Here is a 19533-nt window from a genome sequence, read left to right on the forward strand (position 1 = left end):
TTGCTGCTTCTTGAGCACGTATTATTTGATACACTTACAGGACTATTTTTTCGACCTTAGATTACCTATGCTTAGTATTGTTTTATATCAACCTGAAATCCCTCCCAACACCGGAAATATCATTCGTTTGTGTGCCAACACCGGTTATGAACTGCATTTGATAGAGCCATTGGGTTTTGATTGGGATGATAAGAAAGTACGTCGAGCTGGATTAGATTACCATGAGTTTGCCCAGGTGAAACGCCATGCAGATTTGGAAACCTATATGCACTCAGAAAACCCCCAAAGAATATTTGCCTGCACGACCAAGGGTACTAAAAATTTTGCTGAAGCAGATTTTAAAAAAGGTGATGCGTTGTTATTTGGTCCCGAAACCCGAGGTTTACCGGACGAGGTTATTCAAGGGTTGCCTGCGGAACAACGTTTAAGAATCCCGATGTTAGCTAAGAGTAGAAGTATGAACTTATCTAATGCGGTTTCGGTATTTGTGTATGAGTCTTGGCGTCAATTGGGGTTTGAAGGGGCGGTTTAAACGAAGGTTAGGTTTACTAACCTTCTACTGTTGGCTCGCGACCTAATAAAGTGAGGGCCGCATGTTTAGCCGGTTTACCTTGATATAGCACTTGATAAATCTGCTCAGTAATGGGCATTTCAACCGCAAGTTTATCGGCTAAAATTTTAACTTCCTCAGCATTTCGATAACCTTCTACAACTTGACCAATACTATCAATCGCATCTTGTACCGATTTTCCCGTACCCAAAGCTAGGCCAAAACGTCTGTTTCGTGATTGGTTATCGGTACAGGTAAGTACAAGATCTCCCAACCCTGCCATGCCCATGAAGGTTTCAGGCTTGGCACCCATTTTTAGACCTAGGCGAGTCAGTTCAGCAAGACCTCGGGTAATGAGTGCAGTTCGTGCGTTAGCGCCAAACCCAAGACCATCAGACAAGCCTGCACCAATAGCAATGACGTTTTTAACTGCGCCACCTAATTGCACACCTATAAAATCGGGATTTTTATACACCCTAAAACTTTTGGAACAATGCAGCTTTGCACTAAATTCTTCAGTGAGTTGTTCATCTGTGGATGACAATGAAATTGCCGTAGGCAAGCCCGCCACCATTTCTTTGGCAAATGTGGGTCCAGAAAGCACCGCTAGGGGAATGTCATGACCTAAAATTTCCTCTGCTACCTCTTGAAGTAATCGGCCGGTTTTTGGTTCTAGGCCTTTAGTAGCCCAGATCAAACGATGTTGATTGCTTATAAAAGGTCTAATTGCATTAAGAGTTTGCGCAAAAGCGTGACTAGGCACAACGACTAGAATATCTTGGCTTTTGCCAATAGCCGAAGCAAGCTCTAAACTAATTTCCAACGCATCGGGAAATGTCGCATCAGGGAGATATCGTTGGTTGCATCGAGAGGATTGCATTTGTTGCATTTGAGCGGTGTCTCTACCCCACAAATACGTCTTTATGGCATTACGTGCAAGACAAAATGCGAGAGCGGTGCCATACGACCCCGCCCCCAATACTGTTACACTTTGCTTATTTAGCATTGTCATTACAATGATTAAGCGTCAAGTTTTTGTGCTTGACCTTGTTGTTCTTGAGCACGCTTTTGCATATATGCAGCAAAAATCGCGTCAAAATTAACCGGAGCAAGGTTCAATGGAGGGAAAGTACCTCGGTTAACCAAATTAGAAATGGTTTCTCTTGCATAAGGGAACAATGTATTCGGGCAGAATGAACCTAAAGTATGCGCTTTATTCGCTTCAGGCATTTCACCAATCATGAATATACCTGCTTGCTGCACTTCACAAAGGAAAGCAGTTTCTTCGCCTAAGCTAGCCGTAACGGTAACCGATAAAACAACTTCATAAAGATTGGTTTCTAGTTCAACTGTTTTAGTATCTAAATCCAGTTTGATTTCAGGTTTCCACTCTTTTTTGAAAATCGCTGGAGAATTCGGAGTTTCAAAAGAAATGTCTTTTGTATAAACACGTTGAATTGCAAATTGTGCATTTTGTTGAGGATCTTGCTCAGCAGCCGGGTTAGCTTGATTATCATCTGCCATGTTAAATTTTCCTTAGTTTACTGCGTTATACGCTAAGTAGATTGTCTAGTTTATTTTGTGACTCAAGTGCAAACATGTCGTCACAACCACCTATATGATGGTCATTAATAAAAATTTGTGGAACGGTATAACCGCCATTCGCGCGGGTAATCATGGTGTCACGAAGATCTGGGTTTTGATCAATTCGATATTCATCGAATGCAACGCCTTTTTCTGCTAGTAATGCCTTTGCTCGATGGCAATAAGGGCAATAACCTTTGGTATAAAGTTCAACTTTACTCATTGTTAGCCTTAAATCAGTTTATTTTGAAACCGGCAGATTTGCGCTCTGCCACGAGTTCATTCCACCTTTTAGCACTGTGGCATGACTAAAACCGGCTTTCAACAATGCTGATGCTGTCTTTTTGGCTGTCATACCCATGGCACATACTACAATAATGGGTTTGTCTTTATATTTTTCAAGGGCTCCGAAATCAGCGTTATTAAGTTGTTCTGATTTAATTTGTTTGGCCCCTAAAATATGGCCTTTATTGAACTCGGCAGCTGGGCGAGTATCTAACACTACAGCATCTTGTCGATTCATCAAAATTGTCGCTTCGTGGGTGCTAAGTTCTTTGACTGGAGATAAGGCTCCTGCCACATAGCTATATAAAATTAATACTACTAGTGCTACCCAACCAGCAGACAAAAAAGGATGGTTTCCAACAAACTCAATAATTTGATCCATTACTACTTCGGCCCCTTGGCGTAGAAAAAAGAGTGCAAAGTATATAGAAAATCTTTGCAGAAACCAGTCCTTGCTAGGTGGAATCTGCAATTCAGCTATAACTTAACTCATAAATACACTTTAAGTGATGATGTTCACAGGATAAACTGTCGCTAATCTATCCCTAAGAATGTGTTTAGAATCCATTAAAATTCGATAGATAACGTTATTCTTACTATTTATTTTGTCAAAAATTATACAGGAGCAACTTATGCCCAACGCGAAAAAGACGCTAGCACTGCTTATATTGGATGGATGGGGACATCGCGAAGATACTGATAAGAACGCCATTGCTAACGCCAATACGCCGGTAATAGATAAGTTGGTGCAGGAGTATCCCAATACATTTATCTCTGGATCTGGTCTAGACGTTGGTTTACCTCCTGGACAGATGGGAAATTCAGAAGTTGGCCATGTTAATTTAGGTGCAGGTCGCGTGGTGTATCAGGAGTTTACGCGAATTAGTAAAGCCATTGAAGACAATGAATTTGAGAGTAATCAGGTTTTGGCTTCTTGTGTTGATAATGCGGTAAATAATGACAAAGCTGTGCATATTATGGGGCTCTTATCACCAGGTGGCGTACATAGTCATGAAGACCATTTGTTTGCCATGGTAAAAATGGCAGTTCATAAAGGTGCTAAAAAAGTATATTTACATTGTTTTCTAGATGGCAGAGATACAGCGCCAAAGAGTGCAAAAGCGTCACTGGAAAGAGCTGATGAGCTATTTAAAACCCTTGGCGTGGGAAAAACGGCAAGCCTAGTTGGTCGTTATTATGCCATGGATAGAGACGAGCGCTGGGATCGCGTTCAAGCTGCTTATGAGCTTATTTCCCAGGGCAAAAATGAGTATCAGTATGATTCAGCAGTAGAAGCACTTGAAGCATCTTATGAGCGTGATGAAAAAGATGAATTTGTTAAGCCTACAAGTATTGGTGAGGCCGTTAAAGTTGAAGACGGCGATTCACTCGTTTTCATGAATTTTAGAGCAGATAGAGCAAGAGAGATCACCCGAGCATTTGTTGAGTCAGAATTTACTGGTTTTGAGCGTGATTATTGCCCTAAAAATTTAAATTTTGTGATGTTAACTCAGTATGCAGACTCCATTGATGCCCCTTCAGCTTACCCACCAGAGCCTTTAGTAAATGTAATGGGTGATTGGTTAGCGCAACATCATAAAACTCAGTTGCGTATTTCTGAAACAGAAAAATATGCACATGTTACGTTTTTCTATAGCGGTGGCCGTGAAGATGAATATGAAGGCGAAGAGCGCATTTTAATCCCTTCTCCTAAAGTGGCAACCTACGATTTGCAGCCAGAAATGAATTCAAAGTTGCTAACCGACAAGCTGGTTGAAGCTATTGAGTCCGGTAAATACGATGCCATCATTTGTAACTACCCAAATGGTGATATGGTGGGACACACAGGTGTCTATGAAGCCGCGGTAAAAGCTGTTGAAGCCGTTGATGCCTGTATTGGTCGAGTTACTGAAGCTCTCAAGAAGGTCGGTGGCGAGTGTCTGATTACCGCAGACCATGGCAACGCTGAACAAATGGTTAATGTAAAAACAGGACAAGCACATACGGCTCACACTAGCGAGTTGGTGCCCTTTATTTACGTAGGCCGAGACGCGGATGTTCGTACTGGCGGTACCTTGAGTGATGTAGCGCCTACCATGTTACATTTAATGGGCATGGAGCAGCCAAAAGAAATGACAGGTAAACCCATAGTGACTCTCAAAAATTGATATTTCAATTAACTCTGCGCTCAATTTAAGATGATTGCTTTTCGAAATTTATGCCAATCGCTGCGCTTAGCAGTGATTGGTATTTCGTTGACAGTGGGTATTTGCGCCCTTGCAATAGCTCAGCAATCTGAAGAGTTAAAAGATATACAGGCGCAAATAAAGCAAAAGCAGCAGCAAATCGAAAAGCAACTTGCTGAGGCAAAACAATTACAACAGCAACTAAAAGCCGCCGAGCTTAATATCGCTCAAACGGTTAAAAATATCGAAAGAACCCGCCAGGAATTAAACAGCAATCAGCGTCAACGCAAAGAACTAGTTGGTCAGCAAGCATCGTTAAAAACCCAAGTAAAGCAACAGCAACAAGCCTTAGCAAATCAACTGAAAAGTATGTATATGGTTGGCGAAAATGATTTCGCAAAGATGTTATTTAATCTCGAAGATGCGTCTAAAATGGAGCGATCTTTGAGTTACTATCGTTATTTAACCGAAGCGAGAAAAAAGCAAATTGATGCATTTCGGAATTTAGTGATTGAGCTGCGAGAAGTATCAGAACAGCTTTTAAACAAGCAGCACCAATTAGAAGTGTTAGAAAAAGAACAAACTCAGCAACATATCCAGCTAGAACAGCAGCAAGAATTGCGGCAAGTTACGTTAAGTAAGATTGAAAAACAAATTGATTCTGAAGCAGCGAAAATAGAACAACTACAAATTAACGAACAAGCTTTATTAAAAGCAATTGAAGAAGCTGAACGAAATGCCAAACAAGGTCCTGTCAAATTAACTGGATTAGCTAGCCTTAAAGGTAAGTTAAATTTACCCACTCAAGGTAAGATGCGGAATATGTTTGGTCGCATCAGACAAGGGCAAATACGATGGAAAGGGGTTTTGTTCAATGGTAACACGGGCGCACCAGTAAGAGCGGTGCATGCAGGAAGAGTGTTATATGCTGATTGGCTTCGCGGTTTTGGCCTAGTGACAGTATTAAACCATGGTGATGGTTATATGAGTTTATATGGTCATAACCAAGCGTTACTTAAAAAAGTTGGAGACACTGTACAAAGCGGTGAAACAATTGCCTTAGTCGGTCAAAGTGGTGGCCAAAGTAGTCCTAACTTATATTTTGAAATTCGTCACAAGGGCACGCCAATTAACCCTAGTCAATGGCTTAAGAAATAACATCCTTTAAAAAGCAGTAAATAAAGAATTATAAAAAGTGAATTATATTACCAAGCCCTTAGGTCAATTTATTTTATTCGTGTTGCTGAATATTGCCGCTGCGCCAGTGCTTGCAGGGGAAATAGCACTGATAATAGATGACATGGGGAATACTGAGCGTGATGCAGCAGCTTTCCTCTTACCTAAAGAAGTGGCATTTTCAATACTGCCACTAACCCATTTATCTGAAAAGTACTCTCATAAAGCCGCCATTCAAAACAGAGATGTTATGTTACACATCCCAATGGAATCCTTAGCAGGAAAGCGCCTTGGGCCTGGAGCTCTTACTGCCGAAATGTCGGCGGAGTCTATCCGTCAGACTCTTCAGCAGGCACTAGCAACAGTGCCCGATGCAATTGGTGTGAATAACCATATGGGAAGTAAATTGACACAATTAACAGTGCCCATGAAAGTCACTATGGAATTTTTAGCTCAGCATCAATTATTTTTTGTCGACAGTAGAACGACGCGATACAGTAAAGCTTTTAAAATAGCGCAACAAAATGGTGTGCTAAGTGCGCGTCGAAATGTTTTTTTAGATAACGATGAACAGCCGAAAGAAATTGATGTTCAGTTTCAACGATTAATTCAATTATCAAGAAAGTACGGTTATGCCGTTGGTATTGCTCACCCTTATCCACAAACCATCGCTTATTTAGAAAAAAAATTGCCATCACTTGATGAACAAGACGTACAACTTGTCACCATTAGTGAATTTTTGCACACTCAACAATTAGCGGTTAACCAACCGGTTAATGTTGCGCCACAACAAGTTTCAGTTGAACTTGGATAACCACAAAGCAGATAACAAGGAATAACTATGGCTGCTTCTAATTTACTTGCTTTAATCGACGACATTGCCACTATTCTTGATGACGTTGCTGTTCTTTCGAAAGTAGCAGCGAAAAAAACTGCAGGGGTGCTAGGAGATGATCTTGCCCTAAATGCTGAGCAAGTCTCCGGTGTCAAAGCTGAACGTGAACTGCCGGTCGTGTGGGCTGTCGCAAAAGGGTCGTTCCTCAACAAACTTATTTTAGTGCCAGCAGCTTTGGCAATTAGTGCTTTTTTCCCCGTGTTGATTACCGTTTTGATGGTTATCGGAGGCTTATATTTAAGTTTTGAGGGGTTTGAAAAGGTATTTCATAAATTTTTCCATTCAAAACAAGAATTAGACGCTGAGCATGCGCAAAAACTAAAAGCGCTAGCTGACCCCAATGTGGATCTTGTTGCTTTGGAAAAAGATAAAATTAAAGGCGCTATTCGAACTGACTTTATTCTTTCTGCAGAAATTATTGTGATTGTATTGGGCACTGTAAAAGATGAAATCTTCATGACTCAGTTTGCTGTAGTGTCTGGATTAGCGTTGCTTATTACTGTCGGTGTTTATGGATTAGTGGCTGGCATTGTAAAACTAGATGACTTAGGTCTGTATTTTCTTAGAAAATCGTTAAGTGGAAGTTTCGACACTGTTCAGCGTACATTAGGTAGATGGTTGTTAATGTTTGCCCCAATGCTGATGAAAACCCTTGCCATTGTAGGTACCGCTGCCATGTTTTTAGTTGGTGGTGGGATATTAGTACATAGTATCCCAGCTATACATCATGTTGTTCATGACATTGTAGCTTGGCTTGAAATTCTATTAGGCAGTATGAGCCAAAGCTTCACACCTATTCTTCTAGAAGGATTAACTGGCGTATTGGCTGGTGGAGTGGTGATGCTACTCGTTACATTTGCAACTAAGTTAAAAAAATCAGAATAGAAATACGTAATAGTCTATTCACTTGTTAATCCTGTAAATATTCGCGTATTTTTTGTTTTACCTATATGGATTGTGTAAACGGGGCGACTATACTGAGCTTTAGATTAAAGCTCATAACAGCACTGTTGTGAGCATAAATCCCTTAGTTACCAATGAGGTCTTTATTATGGAATTAGGACAGTTTTCAGTTAGCTTAACAGTAAAAGACATTGCCAAGTCACAGGCATTTTATCACATGCTTGGTTTCGAAACCCATGAAGGATGCGGAAGCATTAAAGACAAATGGTTGATTTTACAAAAAGACACTACGGTCATAGGTTTATTTGAAGGTATGTTCGAAGAGAATATTCTTACTTTCAACCCCACAGATGTGCGCGCAATTGAAGCTCATATTCGTAGAAGTGGTTATCCCATTGCAACCGACAGCCAAGGGGAGTCTGGTCCAACTCATTGCATCGTAAAAGACCCTGATGGCAATGTCATTATGTTCGATCAACACCAATGAGTACTAGCCAATTAACTTGTTGGAAATGTGGCCATAATCTTACAGATGTTATCTTCCCCATGTCTCGCCGAGAAGAGTGTGCTAACTGCGGTGCTGATCAGCATGTGTGCAAAATGTGTAAAGATTATGATGGCCGTGGGGGATGCAATGAACCTAGAGCCGAACAAGTCAGTGATACCGAAAAGGCCAACTTTTGTGACTACTTTTCAGCTTCCGGTGCAATCTTTAAAGTAGCGAATGACGATAAAGCACAAAGGGCGAAAGCGCAATTGGCAGCTTTATTTGGTGATGAACCAGAGGACGATGCCAATGCAAAACCAACCACAGAAAGTGCGGTTCAACCGTTAACGCCAGCCCAAATCGCAGAACAAAAATTACGAGATTTATTAGGCGATTAACGCATTCCCGGAAATAGATCCCATGGCCTAAAGGCCATGCTACAGCCCCGTGGTTAGTGCAGACATGCCACGGCCTAAAGGCCATGCTACAAGCCTCGTGGTTAGTGCAGACATACCACGGCCTAAAGGCCATGCTACAAGCCCCGTGGTTAGTGCAGGTATTCCATGGCCTAAAGGCCATGCTACAAGCCTCGTGGTTAGTGCAGACATTCCACGGCCTAAAGGCCATGCTACAAATAAAACCCATAAAAAAAATTAATAACGGTTGCATTTTTGGGGAAATGTTATACTATAACGTCCCGATTTTACTAGGGTAGAGATAGATATGGGATCTTTATACCTTAATTAAAGTTCGACACTGAACTGAATTTCCATATGAATAGAGGATTAATTAGCGTAATGGCAACATCTGAAAATAAATCAGTAATGGATAGAGTAGGGATCTGGACGTCCAGTATCTGTGCTTTGCATTGTTTGCTGTTGCCTATTCTAATCCCTCTAATACCATTTATTGGCGCGAGCTTTTTTGCGCAGGATTGGTTTGAAAAAACGATTCTTACCTTATCGATGATTATCGGTTTTTGGGCTCTTCTTTTTGGTTTTTATCGTTATCACAGACAATTGTATCCAATTTATAGCCTGCTTTTAGGTGGATTGATTTATTGGAATAAAGATATGTTTGGTGAAGCCTATGAGCCTTTCACTATTGGTTTAGGAGCATTGCTCATTGTTGCAGCTCATGTTGCCAATATTCGTCTATGTAAAAGTTGTCACACCTGTCACGATTGTGAATCTAGTCACTAGTCAAATCCGCAAGGGCTAACCGAGCATTGAGTGGATTATTGCAAAAAACAGCGTCCACTCCCCATGATTTTAATCGAAGTAAATCTTCTGGCTGGTCTACGGTGTAAACACCCATTTTAAGCCCTCTTTGTTTTGCATCGTAAACAAAGTTTTTATCCACAAAAGTCACATCTGCATTTATAAACTCAGCTTGCAAATCTTCAGCGAAGCGGGCGTAATCAAGGGGTTTATTGGCTGTTAAAGCACCTATTCTAGTGTTTTTAGAAATAGCTTTGATGGCTTTCAATAAGTGATGATCAAATGAAGAATATAAAATATGGGTACGTGGAATAGACAAGGTTTTGCAGGCATCCTGTACGTACCTCAACAGTAGTGGAACATCTCTCACACCTTTCAATTCAATGTTTATTTGACAAGATGGACCAATACATTGCAGGGCTTCAAACAGAGTGGGCACTGTTTCACCGGCTCCTGCGTCGAGCTTTCTAATTTGTTCGAGGAGTAATGAGTCTATGTTACCAATGCCATTGGTGGTGCGGTGCAGCCAACGGTCATGGATTAATATGAATTCATTTTGATGCTGAAAGACATCAAATTCAATGCCATCAGCTTGCTGAGATATTGCCGTTCTGAGGGCCAATAGGGTGTTTTCCGGTGCTAGTGCGCTGGCACCACGATGGGCATATATAAACACGTTAAATCCATTAATCGCCAGCCCTATAAAAAAGACTATTTGCGATGCAGTTTTTGGGCGTTTACAGTTTCGTAGATTGCTGCCGAAATTACCAGTGCACCACCAAGAAAAGTTTGCCAATTAGGTTTTTCATCGAGCACGATAATAGCTAGAATTACGCCATAAAATGGTTGCATACAAGCCACAAGTGCAAAGGTTTTTACACGTAGGTGTTTTAAGCTGGTGGCGATTAAAGCATGGGGAAGGGCAGTTAAAAAGATACCCAACACCACTAACCACATGTAAGTTTCATTGTTGGCTGTGAAAAAATCGTCTGATACAAAAAACAATAAGCTAACTAAAATCACTAACGTCTGATAAGCCATAGCGTGGGATCCAGAGTAGTGAGAAAAATATTTTCGATGGCATAGGTTTCTAAGTGCATAAAGTACAGCAGATAGCATGCCAATTAAAATTCCTAAAGTTACGTCATTCTGCAATGAAATTTCAGGAACAATCAGGAAAATCCCTATAAATACCACAATTGCACTGACAACATCCTGCCATACTAAGCGAATACCTTCAAAGAAGGGTTCTAATAACACCGCTATAACGGGGAAGGTAAAAAGCGCAATCATGCCGACCGATATCGAGGAATATTGCATTGCTGCAAAATAGGTAACCCAGTGTGCCGACATTAACAAACCTAGGGCCAAAGCAACCCCGTAATCTTTAAGGCTGTTCAGTCGTAAGCTGCTACCAGAGAGCTTAACTATTAGGCCTAATACGATACAAGCAACCACCGAGCGGCCAAATGTAATATCAGTGGCCGAAAGGGGAATTATTTTAGACATTAGTGCTGTAGCACCTAACAAGATTACGGTTAGGTGCAAAGACCATAGACTTCGTTTAACTGGGTGCATATATCTTAGTCTTTCAGGGTGGCGAAAATTTCACCCAATCGTGTTGTGTCACCGTTAGATTGACCATTGAATTCGACCATCTCAGGTTCAAAACAAGCAACGATAGTAGAGCCCAGTTTAAACAGGCCCATTTCTTCGCCTTTGGCTAAGGTAATGGTGTTTTCACTATCTTTGGGGTAACGCCAATGTTGCACGTTTTGGCCAGGAGGTGGAGTGACAGTGCCAGCCCAAACGGTTTCAATACTAGCAACGATAGTGGCACCCACTAGGACAATCGCAAACTTACCGTGATTAGACTCAAATATACAAACTACACGCTCGTTACGAGCAAACAACCCAGGGACGTTTTGAGTGGTAAGGGGGTTAACGGAGAACAGCTCTCCGGGTACGTAAATCATATCTGTTAATACGCCATCCATAGGCATATGAATACGATGGTAATCTTTGGGAGATAAATAAATAGTAGCGAACTTACCGCCTTGAAAAGGGGCTGCAATATCAGGGTTGCCGCCTAACAATGCCGTTAAGCTGTAATTGTGGCCTTTAGCTTGGAATATAGTATCAAAATCAATGTCGCCTAATTGACTTACGGTGCCGTCAACAGACATGGCTAATTGTTTAGGATCATCACAAATTGGTCGTAAACCTTCTTTTAATTCGCGGGTAAAGAACTCATTAAATGTGCGGTAATGATCGGGCTCAGGAAATTTCGCCTCAGACATATCAACGTTAAATTGTTTAATAAATAACTTAATCAATGCGGTGGTTAATCCACCGGCTTCGGCAGATGCCAACTTACCCACAAGTCTGGAAACTAAATGTTTAGGTAATATGTATTGTAACTTTATTTTGAACCAATTGATCAAGACCGGAGCCTCCGTAATTTCGACCAACTAATTGTATCGTATATTATTATTTTAGTCTGATAATGAGTCGGTCTAACTCATGCCATTTTGATGTGGAGTAGAAAAATCCCCATTTATAGGGGCTTTGCAGGCAATTGTGGAAACAAATGATTACATTTAATTTGGGATTGCGCGGTTTGGCCGATTGTCTTCCATTGAAGATAAAATTTTATGGTAGCTTTCATAGCGCTGCATTGCTATTTCACCGTTTAAGGCCGCCTGTTTAATGATGCATCCTGGATCATCTAGGTGTTTGCAGTCTCGAAATTTACACCCGCCAATGTAATCTCTGAATTCAATGAATCCAGAGGTGACCTTTTCTACAGGAAGATGCCAAAGTGCAAACTCTCGTACCCCAGGTGAATCGATGAGATCACCGCCGCCAGGGAAATGTAACATTTTTGCTGCAGTGGTCGTATGTTGGCCTAAGCCTGAGTTATCAGAAATGTCACCAATAGCTTCATCTGCATCTGGCAGTAATTGATTAACAATACTTGACTTGCCTACCCCTGATTGACCCACAAACACACTAATTTTTTCTGTCAGAATCCCTTTAAGTTGATCAATGCCTTCGCCAGTTTTGCAACTGGTTAACAGTACTTGATAACCAATGTCTCTGTATATTTGCAGTTCTTTATCTACTCTTTTACGCTCGTCTGCATCTAACATTTCAATTTTATTTAACAGCAAAATGGGCTGAATTTGCACATCTTCCGAAGCTACTAAATACCGATCAATAATATTTAACGATAGGGCAGGTAAAACCGAACTGACAATGATAATTTGATCTATGTTGGCAGCAATTGGTTTCACCCCATCATAAAAATCGGGTCGAGTGAGAACCGACATTCGGTCGTGGACCAATTCGATTATGCCATTCACGCCCTCATTGGCATCTTTGCCAGGACGAAATTCAACTTTGTCTCCGCATACTACGCTGCCCGCTGTGCGGCGCATGTGACATTTGGTTACCTCCCCCGAATCATCTTGCACGTCAGCGTGTTTTCCAAAACGTCCAATCACCCGTCCTTGACGGCTATCAGCTAATTGTTCATCGTTTTGATAAGACTCTTTGGTAGAGAGCCTTTTTTGGCGATTTGTAGAGACTTGACGTTTTTGCTTTTTAGTTAACTTTGGTTTTTTTGCCACGTTTACTTTACTTAATTTGGCTCGTTAGACTCATACATGTTAACGTCAGCGGATAAATTTTGATAATATTTTATTTGGTTTATGTGATCCATAAACCAATTTCTACCATCAAAGGTAGGTGAGCTTGATTGAATACAAGCGTCCTGCAGCTGAAATTGAAAATGAGTATACCCCTACATAAGGTTTGTATTATGCCCTCTAATAACGAAAATCTGGTTTGGATAGATTTAGAAATGACCGGTCTAGAACCTGACACCGACGTCATTCTAGAAATAGCCACTATTGTGACTGATAAAAACCTTAATATTTTGGCGGAAGGACCGGTATTGGCAATTCATCAATCCGATGGAATACTCGATAATATGAGTGAATGGTGTATTGATGTGCATGGTAAGTCAGGACTAACGGATCGCTGTAGAGCTAGTTCAATCGATGAACATGAAGCCGTAAAACAGACTATTGACTTTTTACAGCAATATGTCCCCAGTGGCGTGTCGCCACTATGCGGCAATACCATTGGACAAGATCGCCGCTTTCTTGTGAAATATATGCCTGACTTGGAAAATTACTTTCACTATCGCAGTATCGATGTGAGCACTTTAAAAGAACTGGTTAAACGCTGGAAACCTGAAGTTTTAGACGGATTGCAGAAAAAAGGTACCCATCAAGCCCTAGATGATATTAGGGAGTCTATTGAAGAGTTAGTTTACTACCGCAAACATGTGCTCAATATATAAGCGTTATGTTTGTTTTTCAGCTTAAAAACACAAATTAAGTAAATTTATTTAAAATAACACTTGATTCGTTAAATTATTTTTGTACAATGCGCTCCCGGTTTAGGATGAACCGAAAACAAAACGGCAACAATGGAAATGCCAAACACCACCAAAATGCGGGAATAGCTCAGTTGGTAGAGCACGACCTTGCCAAGGTCGGGGTCGCGAGTTCGAGTCTCGTTTCCCGCTCCATTTTCTAAATAAATCAAAACAACACGTCAACGACTACTTGTCGAATTACACCTGATTGCAATATTGACTTATCTCGATGTGACATAAATTCAAGCAAAAAGCACACAAAAATAGCGGTAATGGGTTTTAACCTTGATACTCGTTTAGAAATGCCTCACACTTCGTGGTCATACCAGTAAAGAGGGGCTAAATATGGCCGTTAAAAATCCATTACGTCAGTTTGTTGATAAAGTAAATCAATACCCTGGGTGGTTGAGTCGATTCCTAATGACTTCAGTGTTTCGTCATAAAGTGAAGTTGGCCGGCACTGCCAAAGTTGAAATCTTGCGTACTGACGGTAAGTCAGTGACGTTTTTGCAAAGGAATAGGCGTAAAGTTCAAAACCACATTGGCACTGTACATGCGGCGGCCATGGCGTTGTTAGCTGAGTCTGCAAGCGGGTTTATCGTTGGCATAAACTTACCAGGTGACAAACTTCCGCTAATTAAAACCATGAATCTGAATTACGTTAAACGTTGCCAAGACGACATAACCGTTGAAGCATCGTTAAGCGAAGAGCAGATTGCATTGATGCAACAAGAACCTAAAGGTGAAGTGAATGTGAAAGTGACTATCACTGACGGTGTGGGCATTGTTCCCTTGGAGGCTGAAATGATTTGGGCATGGGTGCCTAAAAACTAATTTTGAAGTTTGCCAATGATGGTAACAGCTTGCTGAACTTCTCTTATCGGTGCCGTCATTGTTATTACTCAATAGCGCTCAAATGGAGCGCTCTTTTAACAAATTAAAAATTAATTCAGTGCCGTAAATTGGCCTAATTTATGCTAGTTTTTTGTTACTAAATCCTTGGTCAAGGCCATGAACGTCGTGGATTAGCGACAATTTCCTCATATCACCAAATTGTCATAAAATATTTGTTGACACTACCCCATTTTGGTTTTATTTATCCACTTGTATAGACGTACTCAATTGGGTTTTTACTTCAACACAGTTACTCAATTGGAATCCACTTCTTTAAGTTAATTATTTTTGTTTTTTTGGGATGTCCATTATGGCAATTATTACAAGAGATTCTTTAGTAAAGCGTGTATTCAGTGATGTTAAAAATTATCCTTATGGTTTTTCACGTTCTGGAGACTTTTCGATTAATGAGAGCAAAGCGTTGAGTCAATATGGTGCTTTATACGCGGCGCTAGTCGATGGTGTTATCTCTCCCGAAACACTTGAAGATCAGCATTTTGTTGAATCTGCTTTCGGGAAAGTAGAGCCTAAAACTGTTGCTGAACGAGCTTGGCTAAAATACCAAAAACGAATTAATCGACCTAAATTGGGCAGTATCTACGGTAATAAGCCCTCTCATCTTAATGATGATGATGAAGAAGATGCCACAATTGACGATGATGAAACCTTAGAAGTAGATATAGATTCTTAGAAGAGTGTAAATTAAATGTAAAACCATCCTATTTTGGGGTGCTACACTCTCAATAATAGGATGTTTATCCTAAAAAAATGTTATATTGGGATATATATCTCACTTTATGCTGTTTTGCTGTTTTATCTTCCTAATCTGTCACGTATAGTCCGTATAAATCTAACAGTCAATTATTAATTACACAGGAGGATGTCTGGTGGAAATGATGTCAGGTGCAGCTATGGTAGTTCGCGCCCTTAAAGATTCTGGAGTTACGCATGTTTTCGGTTACCCTGGTGGTGCCGTTCTCGACATTTATGATGCATTATATGCACAAGATGATGTCAAGCATATACTCGTCCGCCACGAACAAGCTGCGGCCCATATGGCTGACGGTTATGCTCGATCTACAGGCAAAACAGGCACAGTCCTCGTAACTTCAGGTCCTGGAGCGACCAATACTATTACAGGTATTGCTACTGCTTATATGGATTCAATTCCTATGGTGGTATTGTCGGGTCAGGTGCCATTAATGCATATCGGTGAAGACGCATTCCAAGAGACAGACATGGTGGGTTGTTCTCGACCTATCGTTAAGCATAGTTTTTTAGTTAAACGTGCTGAGGATATTCCCAAGGCTATTGCTAAAGCGTATTACATCGCTAATACCGGCCGTCCCGGACCTGTCGTAGTTGATTTACCAAAAGATTTGGTGAACGTGCTTGAGTCTCATCCATACGAATATCCATCCGATGTGACTATGCGTTCTTATAATCCTACGTTGAAAGGCCACAGTAAGCAGATTAGAAAAACTGTTGATACCTTGGTAAATGCTAAAAGACCAGTGCTTTACTTGGGTGGCGGTGCAATTACTTCTGAAGCGTCAGAATTAATCACGGAGTTAGCTGAGAAACTAAATGCTCCTGTTACCACCACATTAATGGGCTTAGGCGCCTTCTCAAGCGTTCATGAGCAGTTTGTTGGTATGTTAGGTATGCATGGCACACTTGAAGCGAATAAAACCATGCACAACGCCGATTGTATTTTTGCCTTAGGGGCGAGATTCGATGATCGGGTGACAAATAATGTGGAAAAATTCTGTCCTCATGCAACCATTATCCATGTTGATATTGATCCTGCATCGATTTCGAAAACCGTTGCTGTGCACATACCTGTTGTGGGTTCCGTAGATAAAGTGGTTGAGCAAGTGTTAAGTCAAATAAATAAAAAGGACTTAGCCGAGCAAAAACAAAAGCTTGCAGATTGGTGGAGCCAAATTAATTCATGGCGTGACCGCAAGTGTTTAAGTTATCAAAAAAATGATGACGTGATTAAACCACAGCAAGTTATCGAAGCCTTGTATAAACATACAAACGGTGATGCTTATGTGAGTTCAGATGTTGGTCAACACCAGATGTTTGCAGCACTTTATTATCCCTTTGCAAAACCTAGAAGATGGATTAACTCCGGCGGTCTTGGCACTATGGGCTTCGGATTGCCAGCAGCCATGGGCGTTCAAATGGCGAATCCAGAAGCGGTATCCGTAGTTGTTACCGGTGATGCTAGTATTCAAATGAATATCCAAGAGTTATCTACTTGCTTGCAATATAACTTGCCAGTGAAGATTATCTCTTTGAATAACCGCGCGTTAGGTATGGTTAGACAATGGCAGGATATGATTTATAAGGGGCGTCACTCACACTCTTATATGGACTCAATGCCCGACTTCGTAAAATTGGCTGAAGCTTATGGTCATGTTGGCATTAAAGTTAATCACCCATCAGAGTTAGATGACGCTATGGCTAAGTGTTTTGCCTTAAAAGACAGATTAGTGTTTATGGATGTCGCTATAGATCAGAATGAACATGTTTATCCCATGCAAATTAAATACGGTGCAATGGACGATATGAGATTAAGTAAAACGGAGCGTACCTGATGAGAAGAATTATCTCTGTATTGATGGAAAACGAACCTGGTTCATTGTCACGCATTGTCGGTGTCTTTTCTCAACGTGGTTATAATGTTGACTCACTATGTGTGGCCCCCACAACCGACTCAAGCTTATCACGCTTAACCATAGTTACCCATGGTGATGACAAAGTGATTGAGCAAATTACCAAGCAGGTAAATAAGTTAATTGATGTACTTAAAGTGACTGATTTAACCGATGGCACCCACGTTGAACGAGAGCTAATGTTAATTAAAGTAGCTGCGAAAACCGATTTAGTACGTTCTGAAGTAAATAGAACCGTAGATATTTTTAGAGCGCAAATAGTCGATATTGATGCTAAAAATTATACGATTCAAGTGACAGGAACAAGCGATAAATTGGATGCGTTTGCTCAAGCCATGTGGGCTCAGACTGAAGTCATTGAGTCTTCAAGAACCGGTGTTTGTGGTTTGGCACGTGGTGAAAAGTCACTGAGAGTTTAGTTAAGAAATACATTGCAGTAGGGGGCATCGCCCCGCTGCTGTTTTACGTCATTCCTAGCCCCTTGGGCCAATTAAATCCTTTAATGCAAATAGCCAATTCCATGGATAGCATATATTTTATGTATTCCATGGCCTAAAGGCCATGCTACAGCTTCGGGCATAACCTGTAGGCGGGCGTTTTAACTCCGCAGGTAATTTATATATACAACTCTCTAGGAATTAAATGGCATCGTTTCCGGTTAATATTACCGGTGCACCACCACTTGAAATACGAACTGCATCATTGGCAACTTCTTGCATCTCGGCACTTGCTAAGGTTTGTTGCAACATTTGTTCTGAGGGGAAAGGCATTGAAAACATTTGATAAAATGCCGATGGTGTATCGGGATGAGAATCGAATTTTGTAATTGTATAAGGTTTTACATCTGTGGGAATATTCATTTTTTCGTGGAGTAGGGCAATGTGTTCCGAGTAATCGTTTTCGAATTGAGTCACATTTTTGGGTTGAGGATAAAGAACTACTAGTTTAACTTCTGACATTATGCATTTCCTTTACAAGAATTGATCTGCAACGAAAGTGTATATAGATTTTATATCGCTAACGACCTTTACAACTATGACATCAAGTGGGTGAACTACTCGATAAAGTAAGTGCCCCAGCCATCATAATGAATATTGTGTTTGTCGGCTATTTTTAACAGTATATCTGTATCTTTGTTGATCAATTCAACATCTAGCATTCTTTCCACAACGGCATCGAAGCAAAATACAGTGCCACCATCATCGAGCATTAGCTCTTCAGCGTCACCTACTTCAAAGCCAGCTTTGAACGCATCTACGGCGGCCTTTTCTAGAATATCAAAATCTGAATGAGCAAAATGATACTCGATTGTGTGAGGCGCCTCTGCATTACTACCGTCTTCAATCAAGGCTTCTATTGTTTCTTGATTAAATTCGTACCACTCTTCTTTTTGCTCTGCGTTGCTCATTGCCTATCCTTGTATTTCTTTACTATTGAAATAATCTATTTAAGTTCGTCGATTTGTGTAACTTGATTGTCTAGTTTAGCAATCTTGATTTTCATTGTGTCATGGATTTCTTTAGCCCATGCTTTTGCATCTAACTGTTTGTCAACTTTAACAGGTTCACTTAGATCTATCAGCAAGGTGCCGTTATTCCATCGGTTTAACTCTATTTTTTGATGTAAATTACTGGTACTCACCATGACGATAGGTTCGTTGACGGCTTGGGCGATTCTGAATGCACCAGTTTTAAAACTTAACAGCCCACGACCTCTACTGCGTGTTCCTTCGGGAAAGAAGAATACGGATAGTTTTCGCTGATTAATTTTATCTATCGTCTGTTGCAAGGTATCTTTTGCTTTTCCGCTATTTTTGCGGTCGATCAAGATATTACCCGATAACCAAAATAACCAACCAAAAACAGGAATAAAAACGAGGCTTTTTTTACCAACGCATACCACGCCTTTTTGCGCAGAAAGACAAACTGTTATTAGGTCGTAGCTATTTTGATGGTTTGCGACAAATACGAATGGACCACCATTGTTAACACTTTCAGGCACATTTACTTGTACCTTCAAGCCTATCATTGTAGCAATCGCACCATACACCTTGCCAATAACATACACATTATTTCGGTGGAAAGGACGGACTAAGCACATCAGTATCATTGCCAAGCTTGCAATAATAAAATAGCACAAAATAAATATTACTCGTCCAATAGCTAACACGTGTACTCTCAAATTAAAAATGGGCGGTGAGTATACAATGTTTCTGATTAATA

25 protein-coding genes and 1 tRNA gene are annotated in these 19533 nt (G+C 40.7%); 14 read left to right on the forward strand and 12 right to left on the reverse strand.

The window, feature by feature from the left end:
• Positions 1-67: 67 nt before the first annotated feature.
• Positions 68-532, forward strand: a complete 465-nt coding sequence (gene trmL / locus AB6T38_RS11970; protein WP_372547541.1) for a tRNA (uridine(34)/cytosine(34)/5-carboxymethylaminomethyluridine(34)-2'-O)-methyltransferase TrmL — start codon at positions 68-70, stop codon at positions 530-532.
• Between the two features lie 16 nt (positions 533-548).
• On the opposite strand, the gene gpsA is transcribed toward trmL, so the two are convergent.
• Genes gpsA through AB6T38_RS11990 form a run of 4 tightly spaced genes read right to left on the reverse strand, consistent with a single transcriptional unit; the run spans position 549 to position 2801 of the window.
• On the reverse strand, positions 549-1562 hold the full coding sequence (gpsA, locus tag AB6T38_RS11975; RefSeq protein WP_372547542.1) for an NAD(P)H-dependent glycerol-3-phosphate dehydrogenase: 1014 nt from the start codon (positions 1560-1562) through the stop codon (positions 549-551).
• Between the two features lie 8 nt (positions 1563-1570).
• Positions 1571-2074: a protein-export chaperone SecB gene (gene secB / locus AB6T38_RS11980; RefSeq protein ID WP_372547543.1), complete on the reverse strand. Its 504-nt coding sequence runs from the start codon at positions 2072-2074 to the stop codon at positions 1571-1573.
• A gap of 25 nt (positions 2075-2099) precedes the next feature.
• Entirely contained in the window at positions 2100-2357 is a 258-nt protein-coding gene (grxC, locus tag AB6T38_RS11985; RefSeq protein WP_372547544.1) for a glutaredoxin 3, read from the reverse strand.
• An 18-nt stretch (positions 2358-2375) separates the two neighbouring features.
• Positions 2376-2801 (reverse strand): rhodanese-like domain-containing protein, encoded by a 426-nt coding sequence (locus tag AB6T38_RS11990; protein ID WP_348491528.1) that lies wholly within the window; start codon positions 2799-2801, stop codon positions 2376-2378.
• Between the two features lie 250 nt (positions 2802-3051).
• On the opposite strand from AB6T38_RS11990, the gene gpmM reads away from it, so the two are divergent.
• The 6 genes from gpmM (at position 3052) to AB6T38_RS12020 (ending at position 8464) form a co-directional block, all read left to right on the forward strand.
• Entirely contained in the window at positions 3052-4587 is a 1536-nt protein-coding gene (gene gpmM / locus AB6T38_RS11995) for a 2,3-bisphosphoglycerate-independent phosphoglycerate mutase (protein WP_372547545.1), read from the forward strand.
• Positions 4588-4680: 93 nt separating this feature from the next.
• On the forward strand, positions 4681-5763 hold the full coding sequence (locus AB6T38_RS12000) for a murein hydrolase activator EnvC (protein WP_372547668.1): 1083 nt from the start codon (positions 4681-4683) through the stop codon (positions 5761-5763).
• 37 nt (positions 5764-5800) lie between these two features.
• A complete protein-coding gene (locus tag AB6T38_RS12005; RefSeq protein ID WP_372547546.1) occupies positions 5801-6595 on the forward strand; it encodes a divergent polysaccharide deacetylase family protein in 795 nt (264 codons plus the stop codon).
• A 27-nt stretch (positions 6596-6622) separates the two neighbouring features.
• Positions 6623-7561 (forward strand): DUF808 domain-containing protein, encoded by a 939-nt coding sequence (locus AB6T38_RS12010; RefSeq protein WP_372547547.1) that lies wholly within the window; start codon positions 6623-6625, stop codon positions 7559-7561.
• Between the two features lie 166 nt (positions 7562-7727).
• Entirely contained in the window at positions 7728-8066 is a 339-nt protein-coding gene (locus tag AB6T38_RS12015; RefSeq protein ID WP_372547548.1) for a VOC family protein, read from the forward strand.
• Entirely contained in the window at positions 8063-8464 is a 402-nt protein-coding gene (locus tag AB6T38_RS12020; RefSeq protein ID WP_372547549.1) for a hypothetical protein, read from the forward strand. The genes AB6T38_RS12015 and AB6T38_RS12020 overlap by 4 nt, the downstream gene beginning before the upstream one ends.
• A gap of 39 nt (positions 8465-8503) precedes the next feature.
• Here AB6T38_RS12020 and AB6T38_RS12025 read toward each other — a convergent pair whose 3' ends face one another.
• Positions 8504-8674, reverse strand: coding sequence for a hypothetical protein (locus AB6T38_RS12025; RefSeq protein WP_372547550.1), 171 nt, complete (start codon positions 8672-8674; stop codon positions 8504-8506).
• 189 nt (positions 8675-8863) lie between these two features.
• Between AB6T38_RS12025 and AB6T38_RS12030 the strand changes: the two genes are divergently transcribed.
• The gene (locus tag AB6T38_RS12030; RefSeq protein WP_348491535.1) at positions 8864-9268 is read left to right on the forward strand and encodes a MerC domain-containing protein; all 405 of its coding nucleotides are present in this window, start codon (positions 8864-8866) and stop codon (positions 9266-9268) included.
• Here AB6T38_RS12030 and AB6T38_RS12035 read toward each other — a convergent pair.
• The 4 genes from AB6T38_RS12035 to rsgA form a co-directional block, all read right to left on the reverse strand.
• Positions 9258-9962: a glycerophosphodiester phosphodiesterase gene (locus AB6T38_RS12035; protein ID WP_372547552.1), complete on the reverse strand. Its 705-nt coding sequence runs from the start codon at positions 9960-9962 to the stop codon at positions 9258-9260. The genes AB6T38_RS12030 and AB6T38_RS12035 overlap by 11 nt on opposite strands.
• A gap of 35 nt (positions 9963-9997) precedes the next feature.
• The gene (locus AB6T38_RS12040; protein WP_372547553.1) at positions 9998-10864 is read right to left on the reverse strand and encodes a DMT family transporter; all 867 of its coding nucleotides are present in this window, start codon (positions 10862-10864) and stop codon (positions 9998-10000) included.
• A 5-nt stretch (positions 10865-10869) separates the two neighbouring features.
• Positions 10870-11730 carry an archaetidylserine decarboxylase gene (asd, locus tag AB6T38_RS12045; protein ID WP_372547554.1) on the reverse strand — a complete coding sequence of 287 codons (861 nt, stop codon included), beginning with the start codon at positions 11728-11730 and terminating at the stop codon, positions 10870-10872.
• A 156-nt stretch (positions 11731-11886) separates the two neighbouring features.
• On the reverse strand, positions 11887-12918 hold the full coding sequence (gene rsgA / locus AB6T38_RS12050) for a small ribosomal subunit biogenesis GTPase RsgA (protein ID WP_372547555.1): 1032 nt from the start codon (positions 12916-12918) through the stop codon (positions 11887-11889).
• Between the two features lie 191 nt (positions 12919-13109).
• On the opposite strand from rsgA, the gene orn reads away from it, so the two are divergent.
• The 6 genes from orn to ilvN all read left to right on the forward strand — a co-directional run bounded on the left by orn (position 13110) and on the right by ilvN (position 17730).
• Positions 13110-13655 (forward strand): oligoribonuclease, encoded by a 546-nt coding sequence (gene orn / locus AB6T38_RS12055; RefSeq protein ID WP_372547556.1) that lies wholly within the window; start codon positions 13110-13112, stop codon positions 13653-13655.
• A gap of 155 nt (positions 13656-13810) precedes the next feature.
• Positions 13811-13886: transfer RNA gene (locus tag AB6T38_RS12060), tRNA-Gly, on the forward strand.
• A gap of 192 nt (positions 13887-14078) precedes the next feature.
• Complete coding sequence (locus tag AB6T38_RS12065; RefSeq protein WP_372547557.1) at positions 14079-14567, forward strand: DUF4442 domain-containing protein; 489 nt, start codon at positions 14079-14081, stop codon at positions 14565-14567.
• Positions 14568-14937: 370 nt separating this feature from the next.
• Complete coding sequence (gene maoP, locus AB6T38_RS12070; RefSeq protein ID WP_372547558.1) at positions 14938-15318, forward strand: DUF413 domain-containing protein; 381 nt, start codon at positions 14938-14940, stop codon at positions 15316-15318.
• 196 nt (positions 15319-15514) lie between these two features.
• A complete protein-coding gene (locus AB6T38_RS12075) occupies positions 15515-17233 on the forward strand; it encodes an acetolactate synthase 3 large subunit (RefSeq protein WP_372547559.1) in 1719 nt (572 codons plus the stop codon).
• Entirely contained in the window at positions 17233-17730 is a 498-nt protein-coding gene (gene ilvN / locus AB6T38_RS12080) for an acetolactate synthase small subunit (RefSeq protein ID WP_348491544.1), read from the forward strand. Before AB6T38_RS12075 ends, ilvN begins: the two co-directional genes overlap by 1 nt.
• A gap of 219 nt (positions 17731-17949) precedes the next feature.
• On the opposite strand, the gene AB6T38_RS12085 is transcribed toward ilvN, so the two are convergent.
• The 3 genes from AB6T38_RS12085 to AB6T38_RS12095 all read right to left on the reverse strand — a co-directional run bounded on the left by AB6T38_RS12085 (position 17950) and on the right by AB6T38_RS12095 (position 19420).
• The gene (locus AB6T38_RS12085; protein ID WP_372547560.1) at positions 17950-18270 is read right to left on the reverse strand and encodes an EthD family reductase; all 321 of its coding nucleotides are present in this window, start codon (positions 18268-18270) and stop codon (positions 17950-17952) included.
• Between the two features lie 95 nt (positions 18271-18365).
• On the reverse strand, positions 18366-18719 hold the full coding sequence (gene rraB / locus AB6T38_RS12090) for a ribonuclease E inhibitor RraB (protein WP_372547561.1): 354 nt from the start codon (positions 18717-18719) through the stop codon (positions 18366-18368).
• A 35-nt stretch (positions 18720-18754) separates the two neighbouring features.
• A complete protein-coding gene (locus AB6T38_RS12095) occupies positions 18755-19420 on the reverse strand; it encodes a 1-acylglycerol-3-phosphate O-acyltransferase (RefSeq protein WP_372547562.1) in 666 nt (221 codons plus the stop codon).
• Positions 19421-19533 lie beyond the last annotated feature (113 nt).

Origin of the sequence: Aliiglaciecola sp. SL4 (genome assembly GCF_041538045.1) — a bacterium.
Lineage (GTDB): Bacteria > Pseudomonadota > Gammaproteobacteria > Enterobacterales > Alteromonadaceae > Aliiglaciecola.

Bases quoted from the DNA above. Each gene is read 5' to 3' on its own strand.
- trmL (WP_372547541.1), top strand. From the start codon at position 68: ATGCTTAGTATTGTTTTATATCAACCTGAAATCCCTCCCAACACCGGA.
- gpsA (WP_372547542.1), bottom strand. From the start codon at position 1,562: ATGACAATGCTAAATAAGCAAAGTGTAACAGTATTGGGGGCGGGGTCG.
- secB (WP_372547543.1), bottom strand. From the start codon at position 2,074: ATGGCAGATGATAATCAAGCTAACCCGGCTGCTGAGCAAGATCCTCAA.
- grxC (WP_372547544.1), bottom strand. From the start codon at position 2,357: ATGAGTAAAGTTGAACTTTATACCAAAGGTTATTGCCCTTATTGCCAT.
- AB6T38_RS11990 (WP_348491528.1), bottom strand. From the start codon at position 2,801: ATGGATCAAATTATTGAGTTTGTTGGAAACCATCCTTTTTTGTCTGCT.
- gpmM (WP_372547545.1), top strand. From the start codon at position 3,052: ATGCCCAACGCGAAAAAGACGCTAGCACTGCTTATATTGGATGGATGG.
- AB6T38_RS12010 (WP_372547547.1), top strand. From the start codon at position 6,623: ATGGCTGCTTCTAATTTACTTGCTTTAATCGACGACATTGCCACTATT.
- AB6T38_RS12015 (WP_372547548.1), top strand. From the start codon at position 7,728: ATGGAATTAGGACAGTTTTCAGTTAGCTTAACAGTAAAAGACATTGCC.
- AB6T38_RS12020 (WP_372547549.1), top strand. From the start codon at position 8,063: ATGAGTACTAGCCAATTAACTTGTTGGAAATGTGGCCATAATCTTACA.
- AB6T38_RS12025 (WP_372547550.1), bottom strand. From the start codon at position 8,674: ATGTCTGCACTAACCACGAGGCTTGTAGCATGGCCTTTAGGCCATGGA.
- AB6T38_RS12030 (WP_348491535.1), top strand. From the start codon at position 8,864: ATGGCAACATCTGAAAATAAATCAGTAATGGATAGAGTAGGGATCTGG.
- AB6T38_RS12040 (WP_372547553.1), bottom strand. From the start codon at position 10,864: ATGCACCCAGTTAAACGAAGTCTATGGTCTTTGCACCTAACCGTAATC.
- orn (WP_372547556.1), top strand. From the start codon at position 13,110: ATGCCCTCTAATAACGAAAATCTGGTTTGGATAGATTTAGAAATGACC.
- AB6T38_RS12065 (WP_372547557.1), top strand. From the start codon at position 14,079: ATGGCCGTTAAAAATCCATTACGTCAGTTTGTTGATAAAGTAAATCAA.
- maoP (WP_372547558.1), top strand. From the start codon at position 14,938: ATGGCAATTATTACAAGAGATTCTTTAGTAAAGCGTGTATTCAGTGAT.
- ilvN (WP_348491544.1), top strand. From the start codon at position 17,233: ATGAGAAGAATTATCTCTGTATTGATGGAAAACGAACCTGGTTCATTG.
- AB6T38_RS12085 (WP_372547560.1), bottom strand. From the start codon at position 18,270: ATGTCAGAAGTTAAACTAGTAGTTCTTTATCCTCAACCCAAAAATGTG.
- rraB (WP_372547561.1), bottom strand. From the start codon at position 18,719: ATGAGCAACGCAGAGCAAAAAGAAGAGTGGTACGAATTTAATCAAGAA.
- AB6T38_RS12095 (WP_372547562.1), bottom strand. From the start codon at position 19,420: ATGATACTGATGTGCTTAGTCCGTCCTTTCCACCGAAATAATGTGTAT.